Annotated in this window: 21 protein-coding genes; 6 read left to right on the top strand and 15 right to left on the bottom strand. The window is 65.6% G+C overall.

The features are described from left to right. Positions 1-3 precede the first annotated feature (3 nt). Both ribF and murJ read right to left on the bottom strand, forming a co-directional pair. Entirely contained in the window at positions 4-942 is a 939-nt protein-coding gene (gene ribF / locus HMPREF2581_RS30185) for a bifunctional riboflavin kinase/FAD synthetase (RefSeq protein ID WP_003110419.1), read from the bottom strand. Between the two features lie 96 nt (positions 943-1,038). Continuing rightward, on the bottom strand, positions 1,039-2,577 hold the full coding sequence (murJ, locus tag HMPREF2581_RS30180; protein WP_003102622.1) for a murein biosynthesis integral membrane protein MurJ: 1,539 nt from the start codon (positions 2,575-2,577) through the stop codon (positions 1,039-1,041). A 283-nt stretch (positions 2,578-2,860) separates the two neighbouring features. Between murJ and rpsT the strand changes: the two genes are divergently transcribed. Next, positions 2,861-3,136, top strand: coding sequence for a 30S ribosomal protein S20 (gene rpsT / locus HMPREF2581_RS30175; protein WP_003094744.1), 276 nt, complete (start codon positions 2,861-2,863; stop codon positions 3,134-3,136). A 66-nt stretch (positions 3,137-3,202) separates the two neighbouring features. Here the strand turns inward: rpsT and HMPREF2581_RS30170 are convergent, their stop codons facing one another. The 5 genes from HMPREF2581_RS30170 to rplU form a co-directional block, all read right to left on the bottom strand. Further along, the gene (locus HMPREF2581_RS30170; RefSeq protein ID WP_003094746.1) at positions 3,203-3,667 is read right to left on the bottom strand and encodes a CreA family protein; all 465 of its coding nucleotides are present in this window, start codon (positions 3,665-3,667) and stop codon (positions 3,203-3,205) included. Between the two features lie 11 nt (positions 3,668-3,678). Beyond that, positions 3,679-4,797: a glutamate 5-kinase gene (gene proB, locus HMPREF2581_RS30165; RefSeq protein ID WP_003094756.1), complete on the bottom strand. Its 1,119-nt coding sequence runs from the start codon at positions 4,795-4,797 to the stop codon at positions 3,679-3,681. A gap of 70 nt (positions 4,798-4,867) precedes the next feature. Beyond that, entirely contained in the window at positions 4,868-6,088 is a 1,221-nt protein-coding gene (gene cgtA / locus HMPREF2581_RS30160; protein WP_003094758.1) for an Obg family GTPase CgtA, read from the bottom strand. A gap of 142 nt (positions 6,089-6,230) precedes the next feature. Continuing rightward, on the bottom strand, positions 6,231-6,488 hold the full coding sequence (gene rpmA / locus HMPREF2581_RS30155) for a 50S ribosomal protein L27 (protein WP_003094760.1): 258 nt from the start codon (positions 6,486-6,488) through the stop codon (positions 6,231-6,233). A gap of 23 nt (positions 6,489-6,511) precedes the next feature. Further along, positions 6,512-6,823 (bottom strand): 50S ribosomal protein L21, encoded by a 312-nt coding sequence (rplU, locus tag HMPREF2581_RS30150; protein ID WP_003094761.1) that lies wholly within the window; start codon positions 6,821-6,823, stop codon positions 6,512-6,514. Between the two features lie 240 nt (positions 6,824-7,063). Between rplU and HMPREF2581_RS30145 the strand changes: the two genes are divergently transcribed. The 3 genes from HMPREF2581_RS30145 (at position 7,064) to HMPREF2581_RS30135 (ending at position 10,764) form a co-directional block, all read left to right on the top strand. Further along, the gene (locus HMPREF2581_RS30145) at positions 7,064-8,032 is read left to right on the top strand and encodes a polyprenyl synthetase family protein (RefSeq protein WP_003094763.1); all 969 of its coding nucleotides are present in this window, start codon (positions 7,064-7,066) and stop codon (positions 8,030-8,032) included. 137 nt (positions 8,033-8,169) lie between these two features. Further along, positions 8,170-8,394, top strand: a complete 225-nt coding sequence (locus tag HMPREF2581_RS30140; RefSeq protein WP_003094765.1) for a PA4570 family protein — start codon at positions 8,170-8,172, stop codon at positions 8,392-8,394. 342 nt (positions 8,395-8,736) lie between these two features. Beyond that, the gene (locus tag HMPREF2581_RS30135; RefSeq protein ID WP_003141558.1) at positions 8,737-10,764 is read left to right on the top strand and encodes a c-type cytochrome; all 2,028 of its coding nucleotides are present in this window, start codon (positions 8,737-8,739) and stop codon (positions 10,762-10,764) included. Between the two features lie 69 nt (positions 10,765-10,833). On the opposite strand, the gene HMPREF2581_RS30130 is transcribed toward HMPREF2581_RS30135, so the two are convergent. From HMPREF2581_RS30130 to HMPREF2581_RS30105, 6 genes are all read right to left on the bottom strand, one after another. Further along, entirely contained in the window at positions 10,834-11,451 is a 618-nt protein-coding gene (locus HMPREF2581_RS30130; protein ID WP_003094769.1) for a BamJ family beta-barrel-assembly machinery protein, read from the bottom strand. 84 nt (positions 11,452-11,535) lie between these two features. Then, positions 11,536-11,841 (bottom strand): DUF6482 family protein, encoded by a 306-nt coding sequence (locus HMPREF2581_RS30125; RefSeq protein WP_003105116.1) that lies wholly within the window; start codon positions 11,839-11,841, stop codon positions 11,536-11,538. Positions 11,842-12,097: 256 nt separating this feature from the next. Further along, a complete protein-coding gene (locus tag HMPREF2581_RS30120) occupies positions 12,098-12,586 on the bottom strand; it encodes a TIGR00645 family protein (protein WP_003111135.1) in 489 nt (162 codons plus the stop codon). A gap of 173 nt (positions 12,587-12,759) precedes the next feature. Beyond that, positions 12,760-13,101, bottom strand: coding sequence for a PA4575 family protein (locus HMPREF2581_RS30115; RefSeq protein ID WP_003094775.1), 342 nt, complete (start codon positions 13,099-13,101; stop codon positions 12,760-12,762). 150 nt (positions 13,102-13,251) lie between these two features. Then, the gene (locus HMPREF2581_RS30110) at positions 13,252-15,705 is read right to left on the bottom strand and encodes a Lon protease family protein (RefSeq protein WP_003141561.1); all 2,454 of its coding nucleotides are present in this window, start codon (positions 15,703-15,705) and stop codon (positions 13,252-13,254) included. A gap of 98 nt (positions 15,706-15,803) precedes the next feature. Then, entirely contained in the window at positions 15,804-16,130 is a 327-nt protein-coding gene (locus HMPREF2581_RS30105; protein WP_003112819.1) for a TraR/DksA family transcriptional regulator, read from the bottom strand. A gap of 234 nt (positions 16,131-16,364) precedes the next feature. Here HMPREF2581_RS30105 and HMPREF2581_RS30100 point away from each other — a divergent pair, with 234 nt between their 5' ends. Together HMPREF2581_RS30100 and HMPREF2581_RS30095 are read left to right on the top strand one after the other, a co-directional pair. Further along, positions 16,365-16,853: a DUF3015 domain-containing protein gene (locus HMPREF2581_RS30100; protein WP_003094783.1), complete on the top strand. Its 489-nt coding sequence runs from the start codon at positions 16,365-16,367 to the stop codon at positions 16,851-16,853. A gap of 58 nt (positions 16,854-16,911) precedes the next feature. Beyond that, positions 16,912-18,768, top strand: a complete 1,857-nt coding sequence (locus HMPREF2581_RS30095; protein WP_003094784.1) for an Lnb N-terminal periplasmic domain-containing protein — start codon at positions 16,912-16,914, stop codon at positions 18,766-18,768. Here HMPREF2581_RS30095 and HMPREF2581_RS30090 read toward each other — a convergent pair. Together HMPREF2581_RS30090 and rtcR are read right to left on the bottom strand one after the other, a co-directional pair. Then, the gene (locus HMPREF2581_RS30090; RefSeq protein ID WP_003134970.1) at positions 18,762-19,316 is read right to left on the bottom strand and encodes an NADAR family protein; all 555 of its coding nucleotides are present in this window, start codon (positions 19,314-19,316) and stop codon (positions 18,762-18,764) included. The two genes, HMPREF2581_RS30095 and HMPREF2581_RS30090, sit on opposite strands and share 7 nt — an antisense overlap. A 55-nt stretch (positions 19,317-19,371) precedes the next feature. After that, the gene (gene rtcR / locus HMPREF2581_RS30085; RefSeq protein WP_003094789.1) at positions 19,372-20,967 is read right to left on the bottom strand and encodes an RNA repair transcriptional activator RtcR; all 1,596 of its coding nucleotides are present in this window, start codon (positions 20,965-20,967) and stop codon (positions 19,372-19,374) included. Positions 20,968-20,996 lie beyond the last annotated feature (29 nt).

The following is a 20,996-nucleotide window of genomic DNA, read 5'->3' as shown; positions in this document are numbered from 1 at the left end:
TCTTCAATCAAGCGGTTGGCCCAGCCAGTAGGCCCGGGCGGCGGCGATATCCGCGAGAATCGCCGCCTTGAGTGCCTCCAGGGAGGCAAAACGCTGCTCGTCGCGCAGCTTCTGGTGGAAGGTCACCTGCAGATGCCGGCCGTATAGATCGCCGGCGAAATCGAGCAGGTGCACTTCCAGATGGGGACGGCCGTCGCCGTTCACCGAAGGGCGGGTGCCGATGTTCGCCACCCCCTGGCAACGCTGGCCATCGACCAGCGTACTGACCAGGTAGACCCCGTTCAACGGCGCCTTGCGCCGTTTCAGTTGAATGTTGGCCGTGGGCGAGCCCAGTTGCCGGCCGAGTTTCTGTCCATGCAGGACCCGTCCGCTCAGGCTGAAGGGACGCCCCAGAAGGCGCTCGGCGAGATGCAGGTCGCCCTCGGCCAGGGCCTGGCGGACCCGCGTGCTGCTCACCCGCACGCCGTCCAGTTCGACGGTGGCGGCCGCCTCGACGGTGAACCCCTGCTCGCGACTGGCGTTCACCAGGAAGGCGAAGTCACCGGAGCGGTCGCAGCCGAAACGGAAATCGTCGCCCACTTCAAGGTGCCGCACCGCCAGTCCATCGACCAGGACCTGGCGGACGAACTCGGCTGCCGACAGCTCGCGCAAGCGGCGGTTGAAGGCCAGGCAGAGCACCACGTCGACGCCCTGCCCACGCAGCAACTCGAGTTTCTCGCGCAGGCGGGTCAGACGCACCGGCGCCGAATCGGGGGAGAAGAACTCGCGCGGCTGCGGCTCGAAAATCACCACGCAGCTGGGTACGCCCAGCTCCAGCGAGCGCTCGCGCAGACGCGCCAGGATAGCCTGGTGCCCGAGGTGGACGCCGTCGAAGTTACCGATGGTGGCGACGCAGCCCCCGGCCAGGGGCTGCAGGTTGTGTAGTCCGCGAAGCAGCTGCATAGCACGCTTATTGCTCAGAAAGTGGTCGATTATACGCGTACCGGGCGCCGGACAACAGGCAAAACGGCATGATCCCGCCGCCAGCCCGGACGCGCTTCACAGCACCGCCCGACGGGAAAAGTCGCGCAGGCGGAAACCCAGCAGCGCGAGCATACCGAAATAGGCCAGGAGACCGGCAACCACCAGCAGGCCGAGGCGCAGGAATCGCTCCAGCATGGCGCCCTGCTCCCAGGCCGGCAGCCAGTGCATCGTGGCCAGCAGCACCGCCGACATCGCCAGCACCGCGACCACCAGCTTGACCAGGAACTTCGCCCAGCCCGGTTGCGGCAGGTACAGACGCTGCTTGCGCAGTTGCCAGTAGAGCAGCCCGGCATTCAGGCAGGCCGCCAGGCCGATGGACAGGGCCAGGCCGGCATGCTGAAGCGGGCCGATGAAGGCCAGGTTCATCAGCTGGGTGGAAACCAGGGTGAAGAGCGCGATCTTCACTGGCGTACGGATGTTCTGCTGGGCATAGAAGCCCGGCGCAAGAACCTTGACCAGGATGATGCCGAGCAGGCCGACGGAGTAGGCGACCAGCGCGCGCTGGGTCATCGCCGCGTCCACCGTGGTGAACTTGCCGTACTGGAACAGCGAGACGGTCAGAGGTTCGGCGAGGATCGCCAGGGCCAGCGAACACGGCAGCACCAGCAGGAAGCACAGGCGCAGGCCCCAGTCGAGCAGGCGCGAGTACTCATGGCGATCCTTGTTCGAATAGGTCTTCGCCAGCATCGGCAGGAGGATCGTCCCCAGCGCCACGCCCAATACGCCGGAAGGCAGCTCCATCAGGCGGTCGGCGTAGTACATCCAGGAAACCGAACCGGCTGCCAGGAACGAAGCGAAGATGGTGTTGATGATCAGCGAGATCTGGCTCACCGAGACCCCCAGGATGGCCGGCAGCATCAGCTTCATCACCCGCCAGACGCCGCTGTCCCTGAGGTTCAGGCGCGGCAGCACGAGCATGCCGATCTTCCTCAGGTGCGGCAGCTGATAGAGGAGCTGCAACAGGCCGCCGGCCAGCACCGCCCAGCCCAGCACCATGACCGGCGGATCGAAATAAGGCGTGAGGAACAGCGCGAAGCCGATCATTGCGACGTTCAGCAGGGTCGGCACGAAGGCCGGCACCGAGAAGCGGTTCCAGGTGTTGAGGATCGCGCCGGCCAGGGACGACAGCGAGATCAGCAATATATAAGGAAAGGTCACCCGCAGCAGGTCGGTGGTCAGGGCGAACTTTTCCGGGGTATCGGCGAAGCCCGGCGCGGTGACCCAGATAACCCAGGGCGCGGCGAGGATGCCGAGCGCCGTGACCAGCGCCAGCACCAGCGTGAGCAAGCCGGAAACGTAGGCGATGAAGGTCCGCGTCGCCTCCTCGCCCTGCTGGTTCTTGTACTCTGCCAGGATCGGCACGAAAGCCTGGGAAAACGCCCCCTCGGCGAAGATCCGCCGCAACAGGTTGGGCAGCTTGAAGGCGACGAAAAAGGCGTCGGTGGCGAGGCCGGCACCGAAGATCCGCGCCAGGATGGTATCGCGGACGAAGCCGAGGACCCGCGACAGCATGGTGATGGAACTCACCGCCGCCAATGATTTGAGAAGATTCATGGATGTCGGGCTGCCGGCATGTCGAAATTGATCCTGTCCAAGACCGCGACCGGCCGGGCCGGTTCATCGCGCGAGTGCGCCCTCGCCGCCGAACGGCGGTCCGCAAGGGCGCGCCGAGTGTAGAATGCGCGCCGGAATAAATCACCCGCAAGAAAGCAGGCGACATCCGTCGCCGATCTTTCCGGCCGCATGCGCAGCCCCTTGACAACCCCTGGAGGCGACGGCATTATTCGCGGCCTTAATTTGTTCGCTATTTACCCAGTTTTTTTCGAGGAGCTCGACGGTGGCCAACACACCTTCCGCCAAAAAACGCGCCAAACAGGCTGAGAAGCGTCGCAGCCACAACGCCAGCCTGCGCTCCATGGTGCGCACCTACATCAAGAACGTCGTGAAAGCCATCGACGCCAAGGACCTGGAAAAAGCCCAGGCCGCCTTCACCGCCGCTGTACCGGTGATCGACCGCATGGCTGACAAAGGCATCATCCACAAGAACAAGGCTGCTCGTCACAAGAGCCGTCTGAGCGGCCACATCAAGGCCCTCAGCACCGCTGCCGCCTAAGGCACGCCTTGCTCGAATAAAAAACCGGCCAATGGCCGGTTTTTTATTGCCCACGATTCGCTCGCCTCAGCGAGCGGTCGGCCAGGGCATGAGGGGAATCGCCGTCACCGCGTTCTGCGGACTGCCCTCGATCACCCGGTCGCTGTAGACCAGATAGACCAAGGCATTGCGCTTGCGATCGAAGAAGCGCACCACCTGCATGCTTTTGAACACCAGCGAAGTGCGCTGCTTGAACACCTCTTCGCCATCCTTGAGTTCGCCACTGAACTGGATCGGCCCCACCTGGCGACAGGCGATCGACGCCTCGGCGCGATCCTCCGCCAGCCCCAGACCGCCCTTGACCCCACCGGTCTTGGCGCGCGACAGATAGCAGGTCACGCCTTGCACCTTAGGATCGTCGAAAGCCTCGACGACAATCTTGTCGTTCGGCCCGACCCACTTGAACACCGTGGAAACCTCGCCGATCTCCTCCGCCCCGGCAAGCGCCGGCAACAGCAGCAGACCACCCAGCAACCCCGCGAGCTTGCGCATTCGCCCTCTCCTCAGACCAGAACCAGATTGTCGCGATGCACCAGCTCCGGCCCATCCACGTAACCGAGCAAGGCCTCGATGGCATCCGTCGGCTGACCGAGGATCTTCTGCGCCTCCAGCGCACTGTAGTTGACCAGGCCGCGCGCCACTTCGCGCCCGCCCTGGTCCACACAGACCACCATCTCGCCGCGACGGAAGCTGCCCTGGACCGCCTTGACCCCAACCGGCAACAGGCTCTTGTGATCCTGGCTCACCGCCTTCACCGCCCCATCGTCCAGCACCAGGGTGCCGCGCATCTGCAAGTGGCCGGCCAGCCACTGCTTGCGCGCCGCCTTGCGACTGCGATCAGGGGTCAACAGGGTGCCGAGGCGTTCGCCGGCGCGCAGGCGGTCGAGGACACGCTCGATACGCCCGCCGACGATCACCGTATGCCCGCCGGAACGCGCCGCCAGGCGCGCCGCCCGCAGCTTGGTCTGCATTCCGCCGCGCCCCAGGGCGCCGGCACTGCCGCCGGCCACCGCATCGAGCTGCGGATCATCGGCACGCGCCTCGTAGATCAGTTGGGCATCGGGATTGTTGCGCGGATCGGCGTCGAACATACCGTCGCGATCGGTAAGGATCACCAGCAGGTCGGCCTCGACCAGGTTGGCCACCAGTGCCGCCAGGGTGTCGTTGTCGCCGAAGCGGATCTCGTCGGTGACCACCGTGTCGTTCTCGTTGATCACCGGGACCACGCCCAGCTCGACCAGGGTCCGCAGGGTGCTGCGGGCGTTCAGGTAGCGCTTGCGGTCGGAGAGGTCGTCATGGGTCAGCAACACCTGGGCGGTCTGCAGGCCATGCAGGGCGAAGCTGGACTCCCAGGCCTGCACCAACCCCATCTGTCCCACCGAGGCGGCGGCCTGGAGTTCGTGCATCGCGCTAGGTCGGGACACCCAGCCCAGGCGGCTCATACCGGCGGCGACGGCGCCGGACGACACCAGCACCAGCTCGATGCCGGCGCAATGCAGCGCCACCATCTGCTCGACCCAAACGGCCATGGCATTGCGATCCAGCCCACGGCCATCGGCCGTCAGCAGGGCGCTACCGATCTTCACCACCCAGCGCCGCGCGCCAGTCACCTTGTCCCGCATACCCTCAACCTTAGAAGCCCAGGCTTCGACTCTTCAGCCCCGCCGGCCCGCCCGGCGGGGTATCACGCCATCAGGGAACGTAGAAGATCTCCGGACCGTCGCCGTCGTCTTCCTCATCATCGAAATCATCGTCATCCACCGCACCAGCGTTCTTCAGCCCCGAACGCCGCAGCGCGCGCGCATCGTCCAGGGCCTGCAGACGGGCCCGCGCCTCGTCCTCGATACGCCGGTCGAGTTCGGCCAGCTCCTCGGCATACTGCGGATCTTCTTCCAGGCGCAGGGTACGCTCGTCGAGATAGCGCATGATGTCCTGGCTGAGCGCCTCGGTGCCATCGCGCTCCAGGGCGGAGATCACATAGACCGGGCCTTCCCAGCCCAACCGCTCGATCACCGCCTGCTTGCGCGCCTCGCGCTCGGCCGGATCGAGGATCTGGTCCATCTTGTTCAGCACCAGCCAGCGCTCGCGCTCGGTCAGCGCCGGACTGAAGCGACCCAGCTCGCGAACGATGACCTCGGCGGCATCGGCCGGATCGCTTTCGTCCAGCGGCGCCATGTCCACCAGATGCAGGAGGATACGGGTCCGCGCCAGATGCTTGAGGAAGCGGATGCCCAGCCCGGCGCCTTCGGCGGCACCTTCGATCAGGCCGGGAATGTCGGCGACCACGAAGCTCTTGTAGCGACCGACGCTGACCACGCCGAGGTTCGGCACCAGTGTGGTGAACGGATAGTCGGCCACCTTCGGCTTGGCCGCGGACACTGCGCGGATGAAAGTGCTCTTGCCGGCATTCGGCAGTCCCAGCAGGCCGACGTCGGCCAGCACCTTCAGTTCCAGCTTGAGGTCGCGCGCCTCGCCCGGCTTGCCCGGGGTGGTCTGGCGCGGCGCCCGATTGGTACTGGATTTGAAACGGGTGTTACCGAGGCCATGCCAGCCGCCCTGCGCGACCATCAGCCGCTGACCGGGCTCGGTCAGGTCGCCGATGATCTCCTGGGTATTGGCGTCGATCACGGTAGTACCGACCGGCACCGGCAGGATCAGGTCGTCGCCCTTGGCCCCGGTGCAGTCCTTGCTGCCGCCGTTCTCGCCGCGCTGGGCATCGAAACGGCGGGTGTAGCGATAGTCGACCAGGGTGTTCAGGTTGACGTCGGCTTCCAGGTAGATGGAACCGCCATCGCCACCGTCGCCGCCGTTGGGACCGCCCTTTTCGATGAACTTCTCGCGACGAAAGCTCATGAGGCCATTGCCGCCGTCACCGGCTTTCACGTGGATTGATACTTCATCGACGAATTTCATGGATATGCCTCCCACCACGAGGGCGGGTTAACAGAAAAAAAACATAGGATACAGGATGCCCCGAAAGCAGGGCATGGCCGGAAGCCGGCGCAGAAACAAAAAAGCCCCGTCGCGAGACAGGGCTTTTTCAGCGAGCTATTGCTTAGGCAGCAACGATGCTCACGTATTTGCGACCAAAGGCGCCTTTGGTCTCAAACTTGACCACGCCGTCCACTTTCGCGAACAGGGTGTGGTCCTTGCCCAGGCCAACGCCGTAACCGGCGTGGAATTTGGTGCCGCGCTGACGAACCAGGATGTTGCCAGCCTTTACAGCCTGGCCGCCGAACAGTTTCACGCCAAGGCGTTTACTTTCTGAGTCGCGGCCGTTGCGGGTAGAACCGCCAGCTTTTTTGTGTGCCATGAGTCATATCCTCCAGAAAGGAATTAGGCCTGAATGCCGGTGATCTTGATTTCAGTGAACCACTGGCGGTGGCCCTGACGCTTCATGTGGTGCTTACGACGGCGGAACTTGATGATGCGGACCTTGTCGTGACGGCCGTGGGAAACCACTTCAGCGGTAACCTTCGCACCTTCGACGACCGGCAGGCCGATTTTCACGTCTTCGCCATTGGCAACCAGCAGGACGCGGTCGAAATCGATCGCTTCGCCGGTAGCGACGTCGAGTTTCTCGACCTTGAGGAATTCGCCTTCGGTGACTTTGTGCTGCTTGCCACCGGTAACAATCACTGCGTACATGTGTATCTCCGTTAAACCTGCTCACCCGACGCTTTATAGAAGTAGGAATCGGCCGGCATGGCTGCATGGGGTCGGATCGGACGCCCGTGCAATTGCGTAAGGCAGGGTATGCCAAGGAAGTTCAGGGCCCGCGATTGTACGGAAAGGTCCAGGCCGAGGCAAGTGCCACGGGCCTTTCCTTGACAGTCCCCCCCCTGCCACCTAGCATGCCGCGCAATCTTTGTGGAGCTATTGTCACTGATGCAACCCCAGGCCTTCTACCGCGTGGTGGCGGAAGATTTCACCGCCGTCGACGGGATCATCCGTCGCCAACTCACCTCCCGCGTTCCCCTGGTGGAAAAGATCGGCGACTACATCATCTCCGCCGGCGGCAAGCGCCTGCGTCCGCTGCTGGTCCTGCTCGCCGGCAAGACCCTGGGCTACAAGGGCGACGACCTCTGCCTGCTGGCCGCCACCATCGAATTCCTGCACACCTCCACTCTGCTGCACGACGACGTCGTCGACGCCTCCGGCCTGCGCCGCGGCCGCTCCACCGCCAATGCCCTGTGGGGCAACGCGCCGAGCGTGCTGGTAGGCGACTTCCTTTATGCCCGCTCCTTCGAAATGATGGTCGAGCTGGGTTCCATGCCGGTCATGCGCATCATATCCCAGGCCACCCGGGTGATCGCCGAGGGCGAAGTGCTGCAATTGTCCAAGGTACGCGACGCCAGCACTACCGAAGAGACCTACATGGAAGTGATCCGCGGCAAGACCGCGATGCTTTTCGAGGCCTCGACCCACAGCGCCGCCGCGCTGTGCCAGGCCGGCGAGGAACAGTCCGAGGCACTGCGCCGCTTCGGCGACTACCTGGGAATCGCCTTCCAACTGGTGGACGACCTGCTCGACTACCGCGGCGACGCCGCGACCCTCGGCAAGAACGTCGGCGACGACCTCGCCGAAGGCAAGCCCACCCTGCCGCTGATCGTCACCATGCGCGACGGCACCGAGGAGCAGGCCGCGCTGGTACGCAAGGCCATCCAGCAAGGCGGCAGCCAGGACCTGGAGAGCGTCTGTGCCGCCGTCGAGGCTGCCGGCGCCCTGGACTATACCGCCAACCTCGCCCGCGACTACGCCGCCCGCGCCATCGCCTGCCTGGATACGCTGCCGGACAACGAATACCGCTCCGCCCTGGTCGAACTCAGCGAATTCGCTGTCGCCCGTACCCACTGAATCGGGCTCGACTTGTGACGAACGCCGCCGTTTTCACGGCGGCGTTTTCGTTTTGCGACGAAAGGCACGATCAAGACTTGCTATTACGATAATAAGAATTATTCTCATCTCACAGTCTTGTCACGGAGATGAGCGCCATGACTTATTTGATCGATGCCTGGCTTGATCGGCCACACCCCTACCTGCGGATCCTGCACCGGGAAACCGGGGAAATCTGCGCAGTCCTGGAAGAAGACGCGCTGGACGAACTGCGTGACCAGGGCGGCCTGGACCTGCACGAGTTGAACTCGAGCGAACCGCTGATCCTCAAGGAGCTGGTACGCAACCTGTTCCTCTTCTGCTACGCCCGCGCCCTGCGCTGAGCCTTTGCGATGACGCCAGGACGCGTCATCCGTGCGCCGCTGCCCGGGAGGCGGATCGCACGAACGGAGGCAAAGGCGCCTCCGGCCGGTTCCGGGAAGGTCACGGACGACCTTCCCGGAGTCACTTTCCTCATGTCCCGGTCTTTCCGCTACGCCTCGCCCGAGCACGCCGGCAGCCCCTCGCCGCGATAGGGATTCCTGCCTGATCCACATCAAGCCGACCTCGCCTGAAAGCCGTTACAACAGCGGCGTGACCGTCGTCCTGTCGACGGCCGCATAACGAAAAAAAGAATGGACCGTGGCCGAGGGGACCGCCCCAGGCCTACGCCTAAGGATGAGGAAATGCCTGCTTCTTTCCCGCGCCTCGGCTTGCTCGGCGCGCTGTGCTCCATCGTTCCCCTGCTCCATGCCAGCGAACCGACCACGGACGCTGCGCTCATCGAAAAAGGCCGCTACGTGGCCCAGCTCGGCGACTGCATCGCCTGCCATACCGGCCCGCAGGGCGCGCCGATGGCCGGCGGCCTGGAGCTGAAGACGCCAATGGGTACCATCTACTCGACCAACATCACTCCCGACCGGGAGACCGGCATCGGCCGCTACAGCTTCGAAGAGTTCGACCGCGCCATGCGCAAGGGGGTGACCGCCGAGGGAGTGAATCTCTATCCGGCGATGCCCTACCCGTCCTACGCCAAGATCAGCGAAGAAGACATGCGTGCGCTGTACGCCTACCTGATGCACGGCGTGCAACCCGTCACCCAGGCGAATACGCCGAGCGCGATGAGCTGGCCGTTCAACCAGCGCTGGGGCCTGTCGCTGTGGAACTGGGCGTTCCTCGACGACGCGCCGTTCACCCCCTCCAGCGACGCGGACCCGGTGATCAACCGCGGCGCCTACCTGGTACAGGGGCTCGGCCACTGCGGCGCCTGCCATACTCCGCGCGGCATCGCCTTCCAGGAAAAAGCCATGAGCGAAGCCGGTCGTTCCGGGCAGTTCTACCTCGCCGGAGAAACCGTCGAACAATGGCAAGCCCTGAGCCTGCGCAACCTGTGGACGGTGGAGGACACCGTGCAGTTGCTGAAGACCGGGCAGAACCGCTTCGCCACGGTGTCCGGCAGCATGACCGATGTCATCCACCACAGCACCCAGCACTTCAGCGACGACGATCTGCTGGCCATCGCCAGCTACCTGAAGTCCCTGCCGGCCGGCAAGGACGACCTGCCCATGCCCGACAGCGAACGCCCACTGGCAGCACCGGTCGACCTGTACAGCTCGCGGGGCGGTCTCGGCTACGCGCAGTTCTGCTCCGACTGCCACCGCAAGGACGGCAGCGGCGTCCCGGGCATGTTCCCGCCGCTGGCCGGCAACCCCACGGTCGCTTCGGCCAACCCGAGCACGCTACTGCATATCACCCTTACCGGTTGGAAAACCGCGCAGACCGCAACCCACTCGCGGGTCTACACCATGCCCGGCTTCGCCCAGCTGGAAGACCGCGAAATCGCCGAGATCCTCAGCTTCGTCCGCAGCAGTTGGGGCAACCAGGGTTCGTCGATCGATGCCGGCCAGGTGAAGAAACTGCGCCAGCGGATCGAGGCCGGCAACGGCCCGGCCACGACCTTCGTCTCTCCACGCCTGGCGGACATGCTCGCGGCGCCGAACGCCGAACAGGTGGTACGCGGCATGCGCCTGCACCTGGAGACCCGCGAGCTGCTGCCGGCGAACGTCGGCAACCAGTTGAACTGCACCAGTTGCCACCTGAACGCCGGAACCGTAGCCGACGGCTCGCCCTTCGTCGGCGTCTCGGCGTTCTTCCCCAGCTACGCGCCCCGGGCGGGCAAGGTCATCGGCCTGGAGGAACGCATCAACGGCTGCTTCCGGCGCTCGATGAACGGTAAGCCTCTGCCGCCGGACTCTGCCGACATGCAGGCGATGGTGGCCTACTTCGACTGGATGAAGAACAACACCCGGCCGCAGGACAAGGTCGCCGGCCGCGGCGTCGGCAAGGTCGACCCGGCGCTGAAGCCCGACCCGGAGAACGGCCGCAAGGTCTACGCCCGACAATGCGCGGTGTGTCATGGCGAGAATGGCGAGGGGCTGAGGAACAGTGCCGGCGAGATGCTCTTCCCACCGCTGTGGGGCGACGAGTCGTTCAATATCGGCGCCGGCATGGCGCGGACCTTCACCGCTGCCGCCTTCGTCAAGCACAACATGCCGATCGGCTTCCAGGAACGCTTCCCGCTCGGCCAGGGCGGCCTCAGCGACCAGGACGCAGTGGACGTCGCGGAGTACTTTTCGCACCAGCCGCGCCCGGACTTCCCGGACAAGATCAAGGACTGGCCGAAGGACAAGCGTCCGCTGGATGCCCGCTACTGATGCCGCCATGAAAAACGCCCCGTCGATGCGTCGACGGGGCGTTTCGCTCCTTCCTGGGGCCGATGCGCCTCAGAGGATTTCCAGCAGTTCGACGTCGAACACCAGCACGCTGTGCGGGGGAATGCTGCCGACCGCCTGGCCGCCATAGGCCAGTTCGCTCGGTACGTGCAGGCGCCACTTGGAGCCGGCGTTCATCAGTTGCAGCGCTTCGACCCAGCCGGCGATCACGCCGCCCACCGGGAACTCGGCCGGCTGGCCGCGCTGGTAGGAGCTGTCGAATACGGTGCCGTCGATCAGGGTGCCGTGGTAGTGGGTGCGCACGGTATCCTCGCGGGAAGGCTTGGCGCCCTCGCCAGTACTCAGCACTTCGAATTGCAGGCCCGACGGCAGCACGGTCACGCCTTCGCGCTTGGCGTTCTCGGCCAGGTAGGCGCGGCCTTCGCCAGCGGCGGCTTCGGCCTTGGCCTGGGCTTCGGCCTGCATGCGTTCGCGGATCACCTGGAAGCTGGCCGACAGCGCCTCGCCGGAAACCCGGCTGTCGATACCTGCGAACGCATCGGACAGGCCGGCCAGGACTGCGTCCAGGGTCATGCCTGGAACCGGATTCTCGCGCAGTTGGTCGCCCAGTTGACGGCCGATGCCGTAGCTGACACGGGCTTCGTCAGTGGTCAGGTTGAGTTCGCTCATGGCGGTGCTCCGCTGTGGGGTCGAAAAAGGGCGGCCAGCCTAGCACAGAAGGCCCTTCCCCCCTACCGGCGCAGCCGCTTGTGCTCAACCCTGGCGGATCGACAGCGGCAGCCCGCCGATAAACGAACCCGACTCGGCCAGGAGTCCACACATCTCGTCATCGACATCGGCGCACACCAACTCCACCGGAACCCTGTCCAGCCCGCGCAGTACCTGGCGCGCATGCTCCACGGAGCGCAGGCTGACCGGCTGGCCGAGATCGTCCTCCACCGGATAGGCGCGGTCGCCCATCTGCGCCTCCAGGACATAGATGCCGCCCTCCAGCGACACCAGGTGCAAGGCGTCGATATGTCCAGCCTGGACCCGGCCGGCGAGATCCTGCATGTTCATCGCGAACCTCTCGAGGTTGCGCAGGCAGCGGAAGCCTCCAGGTTTCCGCCAACCGCCTCGGTCCCGACAGCGCCGGCCCGATTCCCGGCATCGTCCGGCCGCCAGGCCCCGACGATGCGAAGGACGCCCGCTCCCGGCGTCCGCCCGATATCACAGGAAAGTCTTGCCCAGGCACCAGGCAACGCAAGCCGGAAACGCCGCCGCCCGTCCGTTTTACAACGGCCGGGCGGCGCGAGCGAAACACTGGAGAGGGTCGTCAGTGACGGGTCTGCTTATCCAGGTAGCCCATGGCGAACGCCGAGAGCACGAAGGTCATGTGGATGATCACGTACCACATCAGCTTGTTGTCCGGCACATTCTTCGCGTCCATGAAGATGCGCAACAAGTGGATCGAAGAGATCGCCACGATGGAGGCGGCCACCTTGTTCTTCAGCGAGCCGGAATCCATCTTGCCCAGCCAGTTGAGCTTTTCCTTGCCTTCGTCGATGTCCAGCTGCGAAACGAAGTTCTCGTAGCCGGAGATCATCACCATGACCAGCAGGCCGCCGACCAGAGCCATGTCGATCAGCGAGAGCAGGACCAGGATCAGGTCGGCCTCGGCCATCGCGAAGATGTTCGGGATGACGTGGAATATTTCCTGGAAGAACTTGATGGTCAACGCCAGCAGCGCCAGCGACAGGCCCATGTAGATGGGAGCCAGCAGCCAACGCGAGGCGTACATGGCGTTTTCGAAAAAGCGTTCCATGGTCTCTTGTGTGTATGTGCAGGGGGAAATGGGGCGGCGAGTATAACGCAGCGGCCGGCGGTTTTTATCCAGAAAATCTGTGGATAAATATGTGCACCGAGCCGGGATGGATCCCGCCAGCGATGATGGCACGGGGCCTTGGCCGGATTGCTCAGGCTTTGCCCAGGCGCCGCTCAGGATTCCGGGCGAAACAGGTAGTCGCCGACATGCGGCCGTCGTTCGCCATTGAGTCGGCGCAGTTCGCCCTGCAGGTGCAGGCGCCAGATCGGCGGGTCGACGGCTTCGATATAGCCTTGCTGGGCCAGGCAGTCTGCAATCGCCTGCAACACCCCTTCGGCCACCAGCGGTCCGTGGAAGGGGCCCTGGGCCTTGATCGCCGAAGGCTGGGAGCCGGACATGCCGGCGGCGCAAAGCAGGGTCCAGAGTCCGTTCTCTCCGGCCAGCGGCCTGACCACGCATTCGATTCGCGTGGTCAGCCCCAGACAAGGGCGGATGAGGCAGAGGTTACGCGGCATGGCGGCATCCTCACGGGGGTTCCCAGTTTTGAGCCTACACCTGCCGCCAGGTTCCGCATAGCGCCGGCGGGAACTTGTCCACAGGGCTGAAACGCACGAGGGCGGGGCTTTCCAGCCCCGCCCTCGGCAGGTTCCGGCAACGCGCCGGACTCAGTCCTTCTTCGCCGCGGCCTTGTCCTTCGCCGCGACGGTCTCTTTCTCCGCCGGCTTGTCCTTTTCCTTGTCGTCCTCTTCCATGCCGAGTTCGGATATCTCCTGCAAGCGCGCCACGACCAGATCGTTCACGCTGCCTTTCGGGAAGCGTCCCCTCTCGTCCTGGGCACCGACCGGCTTGCCCACCAGCAGCGCCAGCGCCTCGTCCACCTCACGCACCGCGTAGACGTGGAACTGCCCGGCGCGCACCGCCTGCAATACGCGCTCGTCCAGCATCAGGGTGGTGACGTTGGCGCGCGGGATGATCACGCCCTGCTCGCCGGTCAGGCCGCGCGCTTCGCAGAGGCGGAAGAAGCCCTCGATCTTCTCGTTGACGCCGCCGACCGCCTGCACCTCGCCGAACTGGTTGATCGAGCCGGTAATGGCGAAGCACTGCTTCAAGGGCGTCCGCGACAGTGCTGAGATCAGCGTGCAGACCTCGCCGAGCGAGGCGCTGTCGCCGTCCACGTAGCCGTAGGATTGTTCCAGGGCGATGCTGGCGGAGATTTCCAGGGGGAACTCCTGGGCGTAGCGGCTACCCAGGTAGCCGGTGAGGATCATCACGCCCTTGGAGTGGATCGGCTGGCCGAGGTTGACCTCGCGCTCGATGTCGACGATGCCGCTGCTGCCCGGATAGACGGTCGCGGAAATCCGCGCCGGCACGCCGAACACCGAGTCGCCCACCTCCAGCACGGTCAGTCCGTTGCACTTGCCGACCGCGGCGCCAGCGGTGTCGATCAGGATGATCCCCGCCAGCATGTCGTCGAGGATCCGCGCCGACACTCGTCCGGTGCGGGTCTGCTTGGCCTTGAGGGCACGCTCGATGTGGCCGAGCTGGATCACCTCCTCGTTCGCCAGCTGACGGATGAAATCGGCTTCGCTGACCAACTGGAACAGGTCGCCGATCCGTGCCGAAAGCCGCCCCTGGTGCTCGGCCAGGCGCGCGCTGTAGGTCGCCAGTCGCGCCACCGCCGCGCCGCTGAGGGGCGCCATGCCCTCTTCCGAGGTGCGCGTCTTGAGCAACTGGGCGAACTGTTCGAGGCTGTCCTCGCCCAGCGGGATGTCCTCGTCGAAGTCCACCAGCACCCGGAACATCTCCTGGAAGTCCGGATCGAGGTCCTGCAGGGTGTAGTAGATCTGCCGCGAGCCGATGATGATCACCTTCAGTTGCAGCGGGATCACCTGGGGGGTCAGGGAAACCGCAGCCAGGCGGCCGAGTTCGGCCAGCGGCGACTCCATCTTCAACTGGCGCGACTGCAGGGCACGCTTGAGCGCGTCCCAGACGAACGGCTCGCCCAGCATCTTTTCCGCTTCCAGGATCAGGAAGCCGCCGTTGGCCCGGTGCAGCGCCCCCGGACGCAACTGCCGGTAGCTGGTGTAGAGCGCCCCCTGGTCCGAGCTGTACTCGATGCGGCCGAACAGGTTGTCGTAGGTCGGGTGCGACTCGAACACCACCGGCGCGCCGCTGGTCGCGTGGTGGACGATGGCCTGGTTCGGCGCGTACTGCTCGATCAGCCCTTGCTTGCGCTGGGCGTCGGTGCGGCTGTCGTCGACCAGTTGGTCGACCACGGTCTTCAGCAGGTTCAGTTGCATCGCCTGCAGGTAGGCGCAGACGCCCGGGTTGTTGTTGTACTTCTCCACCAGAGGCGCCAGCAGGGGCTGCAGGGCCAGGGTGATGGTTTCCTCGTTGAGCTCGCGCAACTGGTTGCTCGACTCGCGCTTCCACTGCGGCAGGCTCGCCAGTTCCTCGTTGAGGTACTCCTCGAGGGCGGCGATATCCTTGTGGAAACGCTCGCGCTCGGCTTCGGGCAACTGGGCGAATTCGGCCTCATCGAGGGCCTTGCCGTCCTTCATCGGGGTGAAGGCGACGTTGGCGCTGTCGCGGTACAGCGCCACGTCCTTCTCCAGGGCGCGCCGCTCCACCGAGTCCAGGGCGCGGTCGTAGCGCTGGTTGAAAGCGCGGTCGACGGCGTTCTTCTTCTGCTGGTAGGCCGGATGCTCGAAGACCGCCGGGAAGGTCGACATCAGGTTGTCGATCAGACGGTCGATGTCGGCGCTGAACTCGGTCGCGCTGCCCGGCGGCAGCTCGATCACCCGAGGTTCGCGCGGCTCGTCGAAATTGTTCAGGTAGACCCAGTCGGAGGGCGTGGCGACGCGCTTGCCCTCGGCTTGCAGATAGCGTTTGACGAAGGAGAAGCGTCCGGTCCCCGGCTCGCCCATGACGAATACGTTGTAACCCGGACGCGGCATCGCCACACCGAACTGCAGCGCCTCGACCGCACGCTCCTGGCCCAGCACGCCGCGGAAGGGCTCCAGGTCATCGGTGGTGTCGAAGGCGAATTGCTCGGGAGCGAACGGGCGGGTCAGTTCTTCTGGCGCCAGGCGCAGGCCGGCAGCGACGGAATCGGGCATCGGGAATCCTTGCATCGGGCGGCAGATCGCCGCGGGGTGTCGTCGCCCGCATTCTCCCCCCAGCCTCGCGCCACTGACAAGGCGCGGATGGCGCTATCTCACCGATGTACCAGGTCGGCGCAGCGCAGGCAGTATTCCGCCGCAGGCAGGGCGGCCAGGCGCGCCGGTTCGATAGCCTCGCCACAGCGCTCGCACTGGCCGTAGCGACCTTCCGCCAGGCGCAGGCGGGCCAGGCCGACCTGGCGCATCCCCGCCTCCGCCTCGGCGAGCAGGCCTTCGAGCACTTCGTCGTTCTGGCGCTGCACCGCCTGCTCGGCAAAGTCCGGCGAATGGCTGCGCGCCAGGTCCCGGCGGATCGCCGCGGCGCGTGCCGCGTACTCGGTCGCCAGGGTTTCCAGGGCGGTAGCGGGGTCGAAAGCGCTCATATCCACCTCCTGCATGAGGAACGGCTGACCAAGGCCGGTTTCGCTCAGACCGACCAGAACTTTCCCAAGTCTGGACGGTTCCAAGCGGATTGCCGCTGACGCCGGTCAATTTTCGCCCGGCATTGCGCGCTGCCACCCATTCGGTGCCTTGACACCCCGGTGGCATTCCGAAAAGCTCACGGCGTCGCTGGCCCGCTCCAGATGGCTCCGATCCACCTCAAGAGAGAACAAACGATGAAACGGATTCTGCTCGGTACCCTGTTCGCCGCCGCCTCCTTCAACGCTTTCGCCGACGCTCCCGGCGGCGCCGGCTGCGGCTGGGGCAACATGCTCTTCAAAGGCCAGCGCGGCGTGGCCACCCACGTGGTCGCGGCGACCACCAACGGCACTTCCGGCAACAACACCTTCGGCATGACCACCGGCACCAACGGCTGCCATACCAACGGCGCGCTGTCCTATGGCGGCAAGCCCCTGCTGGTGCTCGGCAGCATGATGGACGAGCTGTCCGAAGACATGGCCAAGGGCAATGGCGAAGCGCTGACCACCTATGCCGTGGTGCTGGGCGTGCAACCGCAGGACCGCGAGCACTTCGCCGCCGTCACCCACGAGCATTTCTCCGAGATCTTCAACAAGTCCGACGCCACCGCCGCCGACGTCTATGCCAACACCCAGGCGATCCTGAAACAGGACGCCCGCCTGGCCAAGTACGCCGAGCAGGCCTGAGCCTCGCCGCCTGCCCGTTCGCGGGCAGGCCCCTTTCCCCAAGCATTAAGCCTTGCCGATGCCGAAACGCCTGTTGCCCTGGATGGCGCTGTGCGCCTGCTCCCCCCTTCTGGCTGCGCCCACGGTTCCCGAGGCCCGCCTCCAGCAACTGGCCGCCGATCCCTACTGGATCGCCCTCGGCCACTACGAACGCGGCAAGCTCGGCGGTTGGCGCAGCTACGTCGACGACGAGCGGTTCTTCCTCGCCGACAACGGCGAGAGCCACCCGGACGCCGAACTGGCGGCCACGCTAAAGGCGCTCTATGCCTCGCCCAGCCTTGGCGACAAGCATGCCCAGTGCGTCTACCCGGCGCGCACCCGCTGGCTGCGCCAGCAACTGCAACTCGACGACCTCCCGCAGCCGCAGTGCGGCGAATACGACAACTGGTACCGCGACATCAACCCGCACAGCGCGGTGCTGGTGTTCCCCGCGGCCTACCTGAACAGCCCGTCGTCGATGTTCGGCCACACCCTGCTGCGCATCGACCAGGCCGACGTCACCAGCAACAACACTGCCCTGCTCAGCTACGCGCTGAACTTCGGCGCCTACATCGAAGGCATGGACAACAGCATCCTCTATGCCTGGAAAGGCCTGATGGGCGGCTATCCCGGCCTGTTCGCGCTGGTCCCGTACCGGGAGAAGCTGGCCGAATACAGTCGCCTGGAGAACCGCGACCTCTGGGAATACAAGCTGAACCTCACGCCCGAGGAGACCGGGCGAATGGTCGAACACGTCTGGGAACTCAAGCAGGTCCGCTTCGACTACTACTTCTTCGACGAGAACTGTTCGTTCCGCCTGCTCGAACTGATGGAGATCGCCCGCCCGGGCATCGAGCTGACTGAGCAGTTCCCGCTTACCGCGATCCCCACCGACACCGTGCGCGCGGTGAAGAACGCCGGGCTGATCGAGCGCATCGACTACCGGCCGTCGCGCGAGAAGGAACTGCTCGCCCGCGCCGAACCGCTCGACCATGCCGAGCGCGACTGGGCCAAGCGCCTGGCGGACGACGACAGCCTGCTCGACGCTCCCGACTTCAAGGCCCTGCCGATGCCGCGCCAGGCGCTGATCCAGGACGCCGCCTTCCGTCTGGTGCGCTACCGCGCCACCGGTCAGGCGCGTGACAGCGGCATCGCCTCGCGCAGCTACAACCTGTTGCGTGCGATCAACCGCAACCCACCGCCGGACCTCCAGGTCGAGCGCCCCGGCCAGCCGGAAGACGGCCACGAGTCACGGACCTGGCAGTTCGGCGTCGGCAGCCGCGATGACCGCGCCTTCGCCGAGTACGGCCTGCGCATGGCCTACCATGACCTCGCCGATAACGCCTATGGCTTCCCCCTCGGCGCGCAGATCGAGATCGGCCAGCTCAAGCTGCGCCAGTACGAAGGCAACCGCTGGCAGTTGCAGAATCTCGACCTGGTCACCATCCGCTCGCTGACCCCGCGCAACCAGTTGCTCAAGCCGCTGTCCTGGCAGGTCGCCGGCGGCCTGGAGCGGGTGCCGGGCGAGGACGGCGACGAAAATCTGGTCAGCCACCTCAACGGCGGCGCCGGCGGCAGCTGGATGTTCGGCGACGACCTGCTGCTCTACGCCATGGGCACCGCGCGGATCGAGAACAACAGGGACTTCGCCGCCGCCATCGCCCCGGCGGTGGGCTTCGACAGCGGCTTGCTGTGGCGCAACCCGTTGGGCAACCTGACCCTGGAGGCCAAGGGCGACTACTTCCACAACGGCGAAGTGCGCCGCAGCCTGGGCTTCGTCCAGCAGGTGGAGCTGGGCCGCGACCTCGGCCTGCGCCTGAGCGCCGAACGCGAGTTCAGCCATGTCGGCAAGCCGATCAACGAGGTCAAGCTGGAGCTACGCTGGTACTACTACTGAGCCAGCCTCCGGCGCACCTCCATCAGGGCGAAGCCGAGCAGGTTGAGGCCTTGCCAGGTCGCCGGCTCGGCTGCCAGGGGATCGCTCGCGGCCAGGCCGATGCCCCAGATCGCGTCCACCGGGCTGGCCTCGACCAGCACCCGGTCGGCGGTGCCCAGAAGGTATTTCTTCAGCGAAGCGTTCTGGCCGAACTTGCCGAGGTTGCCTTCGATCACGATTCCCACCCGCTCGGCGTTCCAGCGTGCCTCGTCGAAGCCGGCGACTTCGCGGCCGAGGGCCTTCGCCTCGCCTGGGCTGCGCGCCGCCAGGATGCGCTCGAGCAGCCTGGAGTCGTCGAACAAGCGTGCCTTGGCCGCCATCATGTAATGCTCGGCGCTGGCGTAGCGCACCCCGTCGAGCTTGAACGAAGCCTCGTACCACTGGCTGAAACAGCTCTTGCCGACCTTGTCATCCGTCGCCGGACGATGTCCCCAGAAATACAGGTACTTGAAGCTTTCGCCGGCCGCGCAGCGCTGGCGCAGCCGCTCGACGTCCATTATCTCGCTCATCGGCATTCGTCCCTGGAGCCCGTGAAAAGACGCCAAGGATATCCCGAAGTGGTGCTCAGGCGCGTATCTGCGCCCAGTCCAGGCCGAAACGCGCCAGGTACTTGCGCAGCCGGTCGGCGTCGTTGGGGTTGCGCTTGTCCTGGCGCGAAACGGCGAACAGCCGGCGTCCCGCCTCGGAAAGGGTCTTAGCCCCGCGGCACACCTCCAGCACCGACTGCAGTTGCAGGCGGTCGAACAGATCCAGGGCCTCCACCCGCTGCCCCAGCAGATCAGCCAGTGGCTCCCGGCCCGCATCGAGCCCCCAGGCCTGGCGCAGGCGAAGGATCTCCTCCTCGACCAGCGCCTCGTCGATCCGCCCGCTGTCGGCCAGGGTCGCCATCCGTGTGATGGAAGCCGACAGCTCGCGGAAGTTGCCGGCCCAGCGCGCTTCGCTGGAACCGGCGAAGGCCAGGTAGCGACGCTTGGCCTCCAGGTTGAAACGCACCTGCCGCCCTTGCTCGCGGGCGTGCCGCTCCAGTTCGAAGTCGATGTTCGGCTCGATGTCCTCGCGGCGTCCAGCCAGGCCCGGCAGCTCGAAGGTCCACAGGTTGATGCGGGCGAACAGGTCCTCGCGGAACAGGCCTTCGGCCACTCGTCCGCGCAAGTCGCGGTGGGTCCCGGCGATAAGCTGGAAGTCGCTCTCCACCTCACGGTCCGAACCCAGCGGGAAGAAGCGCTTCTCTTCGATCGCCTTGAGCAGCATCGCCTGTTCGTCGGCACCCAGCTCGCCGATCTCGTCGAGGAACAGCATGCCACCGTCGGCTGCGCGCAGCAGGCCTTCGCGCGCATTCTGCGCGCCGGTGAAGGCGCCCTTGACGTGGCCGAACAGTGCCGACATCGCGCCGTCGCCGCGCAAGGTGGCGCAGTTGACCTCGACGAAACGCCCGTCGAGCTGGTGCCGGCTGCGCTTGAGTTCATAGATGCGCCGGGCGAGGAACGATTTGCCGGCACCGGTCGGCCCCACCAGCAGCATGGGTGCCCGCGAACGCACGGCGACCCGCTCGATCTGCTCGATGGAGCGGTTGAAAGCGGCATTGCGCGTGGCGATTCCCGACTTGAGAAAAGCCAGGCTTTCCTCCTGTTCGCGGCGGAACCGCGAGGCGATGCGGTCGTAGCGGGACAGGTCGAGGTCGATCAGCGTCGCCGAGCCCTCGGGATGGCGCGCCTCGTCCTTGCGCCGCGACGGCGAGGTCTGCACCAGCCGGGCCGGCAGGTAGCGCGCCTCGGTAAGGAGGAACCAGCAGATCTGCGCGACATGGGTCCCGGTGGTGATATGCACCAGGTAGTCCTCGCGCTCGGTGTCGAAGGGGTAGGCGCTGACGAAATCGTGCAGGGCGCCATAGACCTCCTCGAAGTCCCAGGGGTTGCGCAGTTCCATCTGCTGCAGGCGGACCTCGGTATGCGGCGACACCGCGGCGATGTCGGCGCGAATCCGCTCGGCCAGGCCGAGGTCGCGGGCGTCGTTGCCGTGGATCAGTTCGAGGCGGTCGATCAGCAGGTCCGGCTGCTGGCACAGGCCGATGCTCGGCCGCCACTTTTGCCAGCGCGCCGCGCCCTTGCCGAGACGGTCGAGGGTGGCGCCGATGAAGCCGATGGCGACCGTGCGTTTCATCACTGCTTATCCTTCAAGATAAAGATCGA

Origin of the sequence: Pseudomonas sp. HMSC057H01 (genome assembly GCF_001836405.1) — a bacterium.
In the GTDB taxonomy this organism is placed as follows: domain Bacteria; phylum Pseudomonadota; class Gammaproteobacteria; order Pseudomonadales; family Pseudomonadaceae; genus Pseudomonas; species Pseudomonas aeruginosa.
Note: the sequence above shows the minus strand (reverse complement) of the source record. Positions and strands in the feature narration are given on the sequence as shown.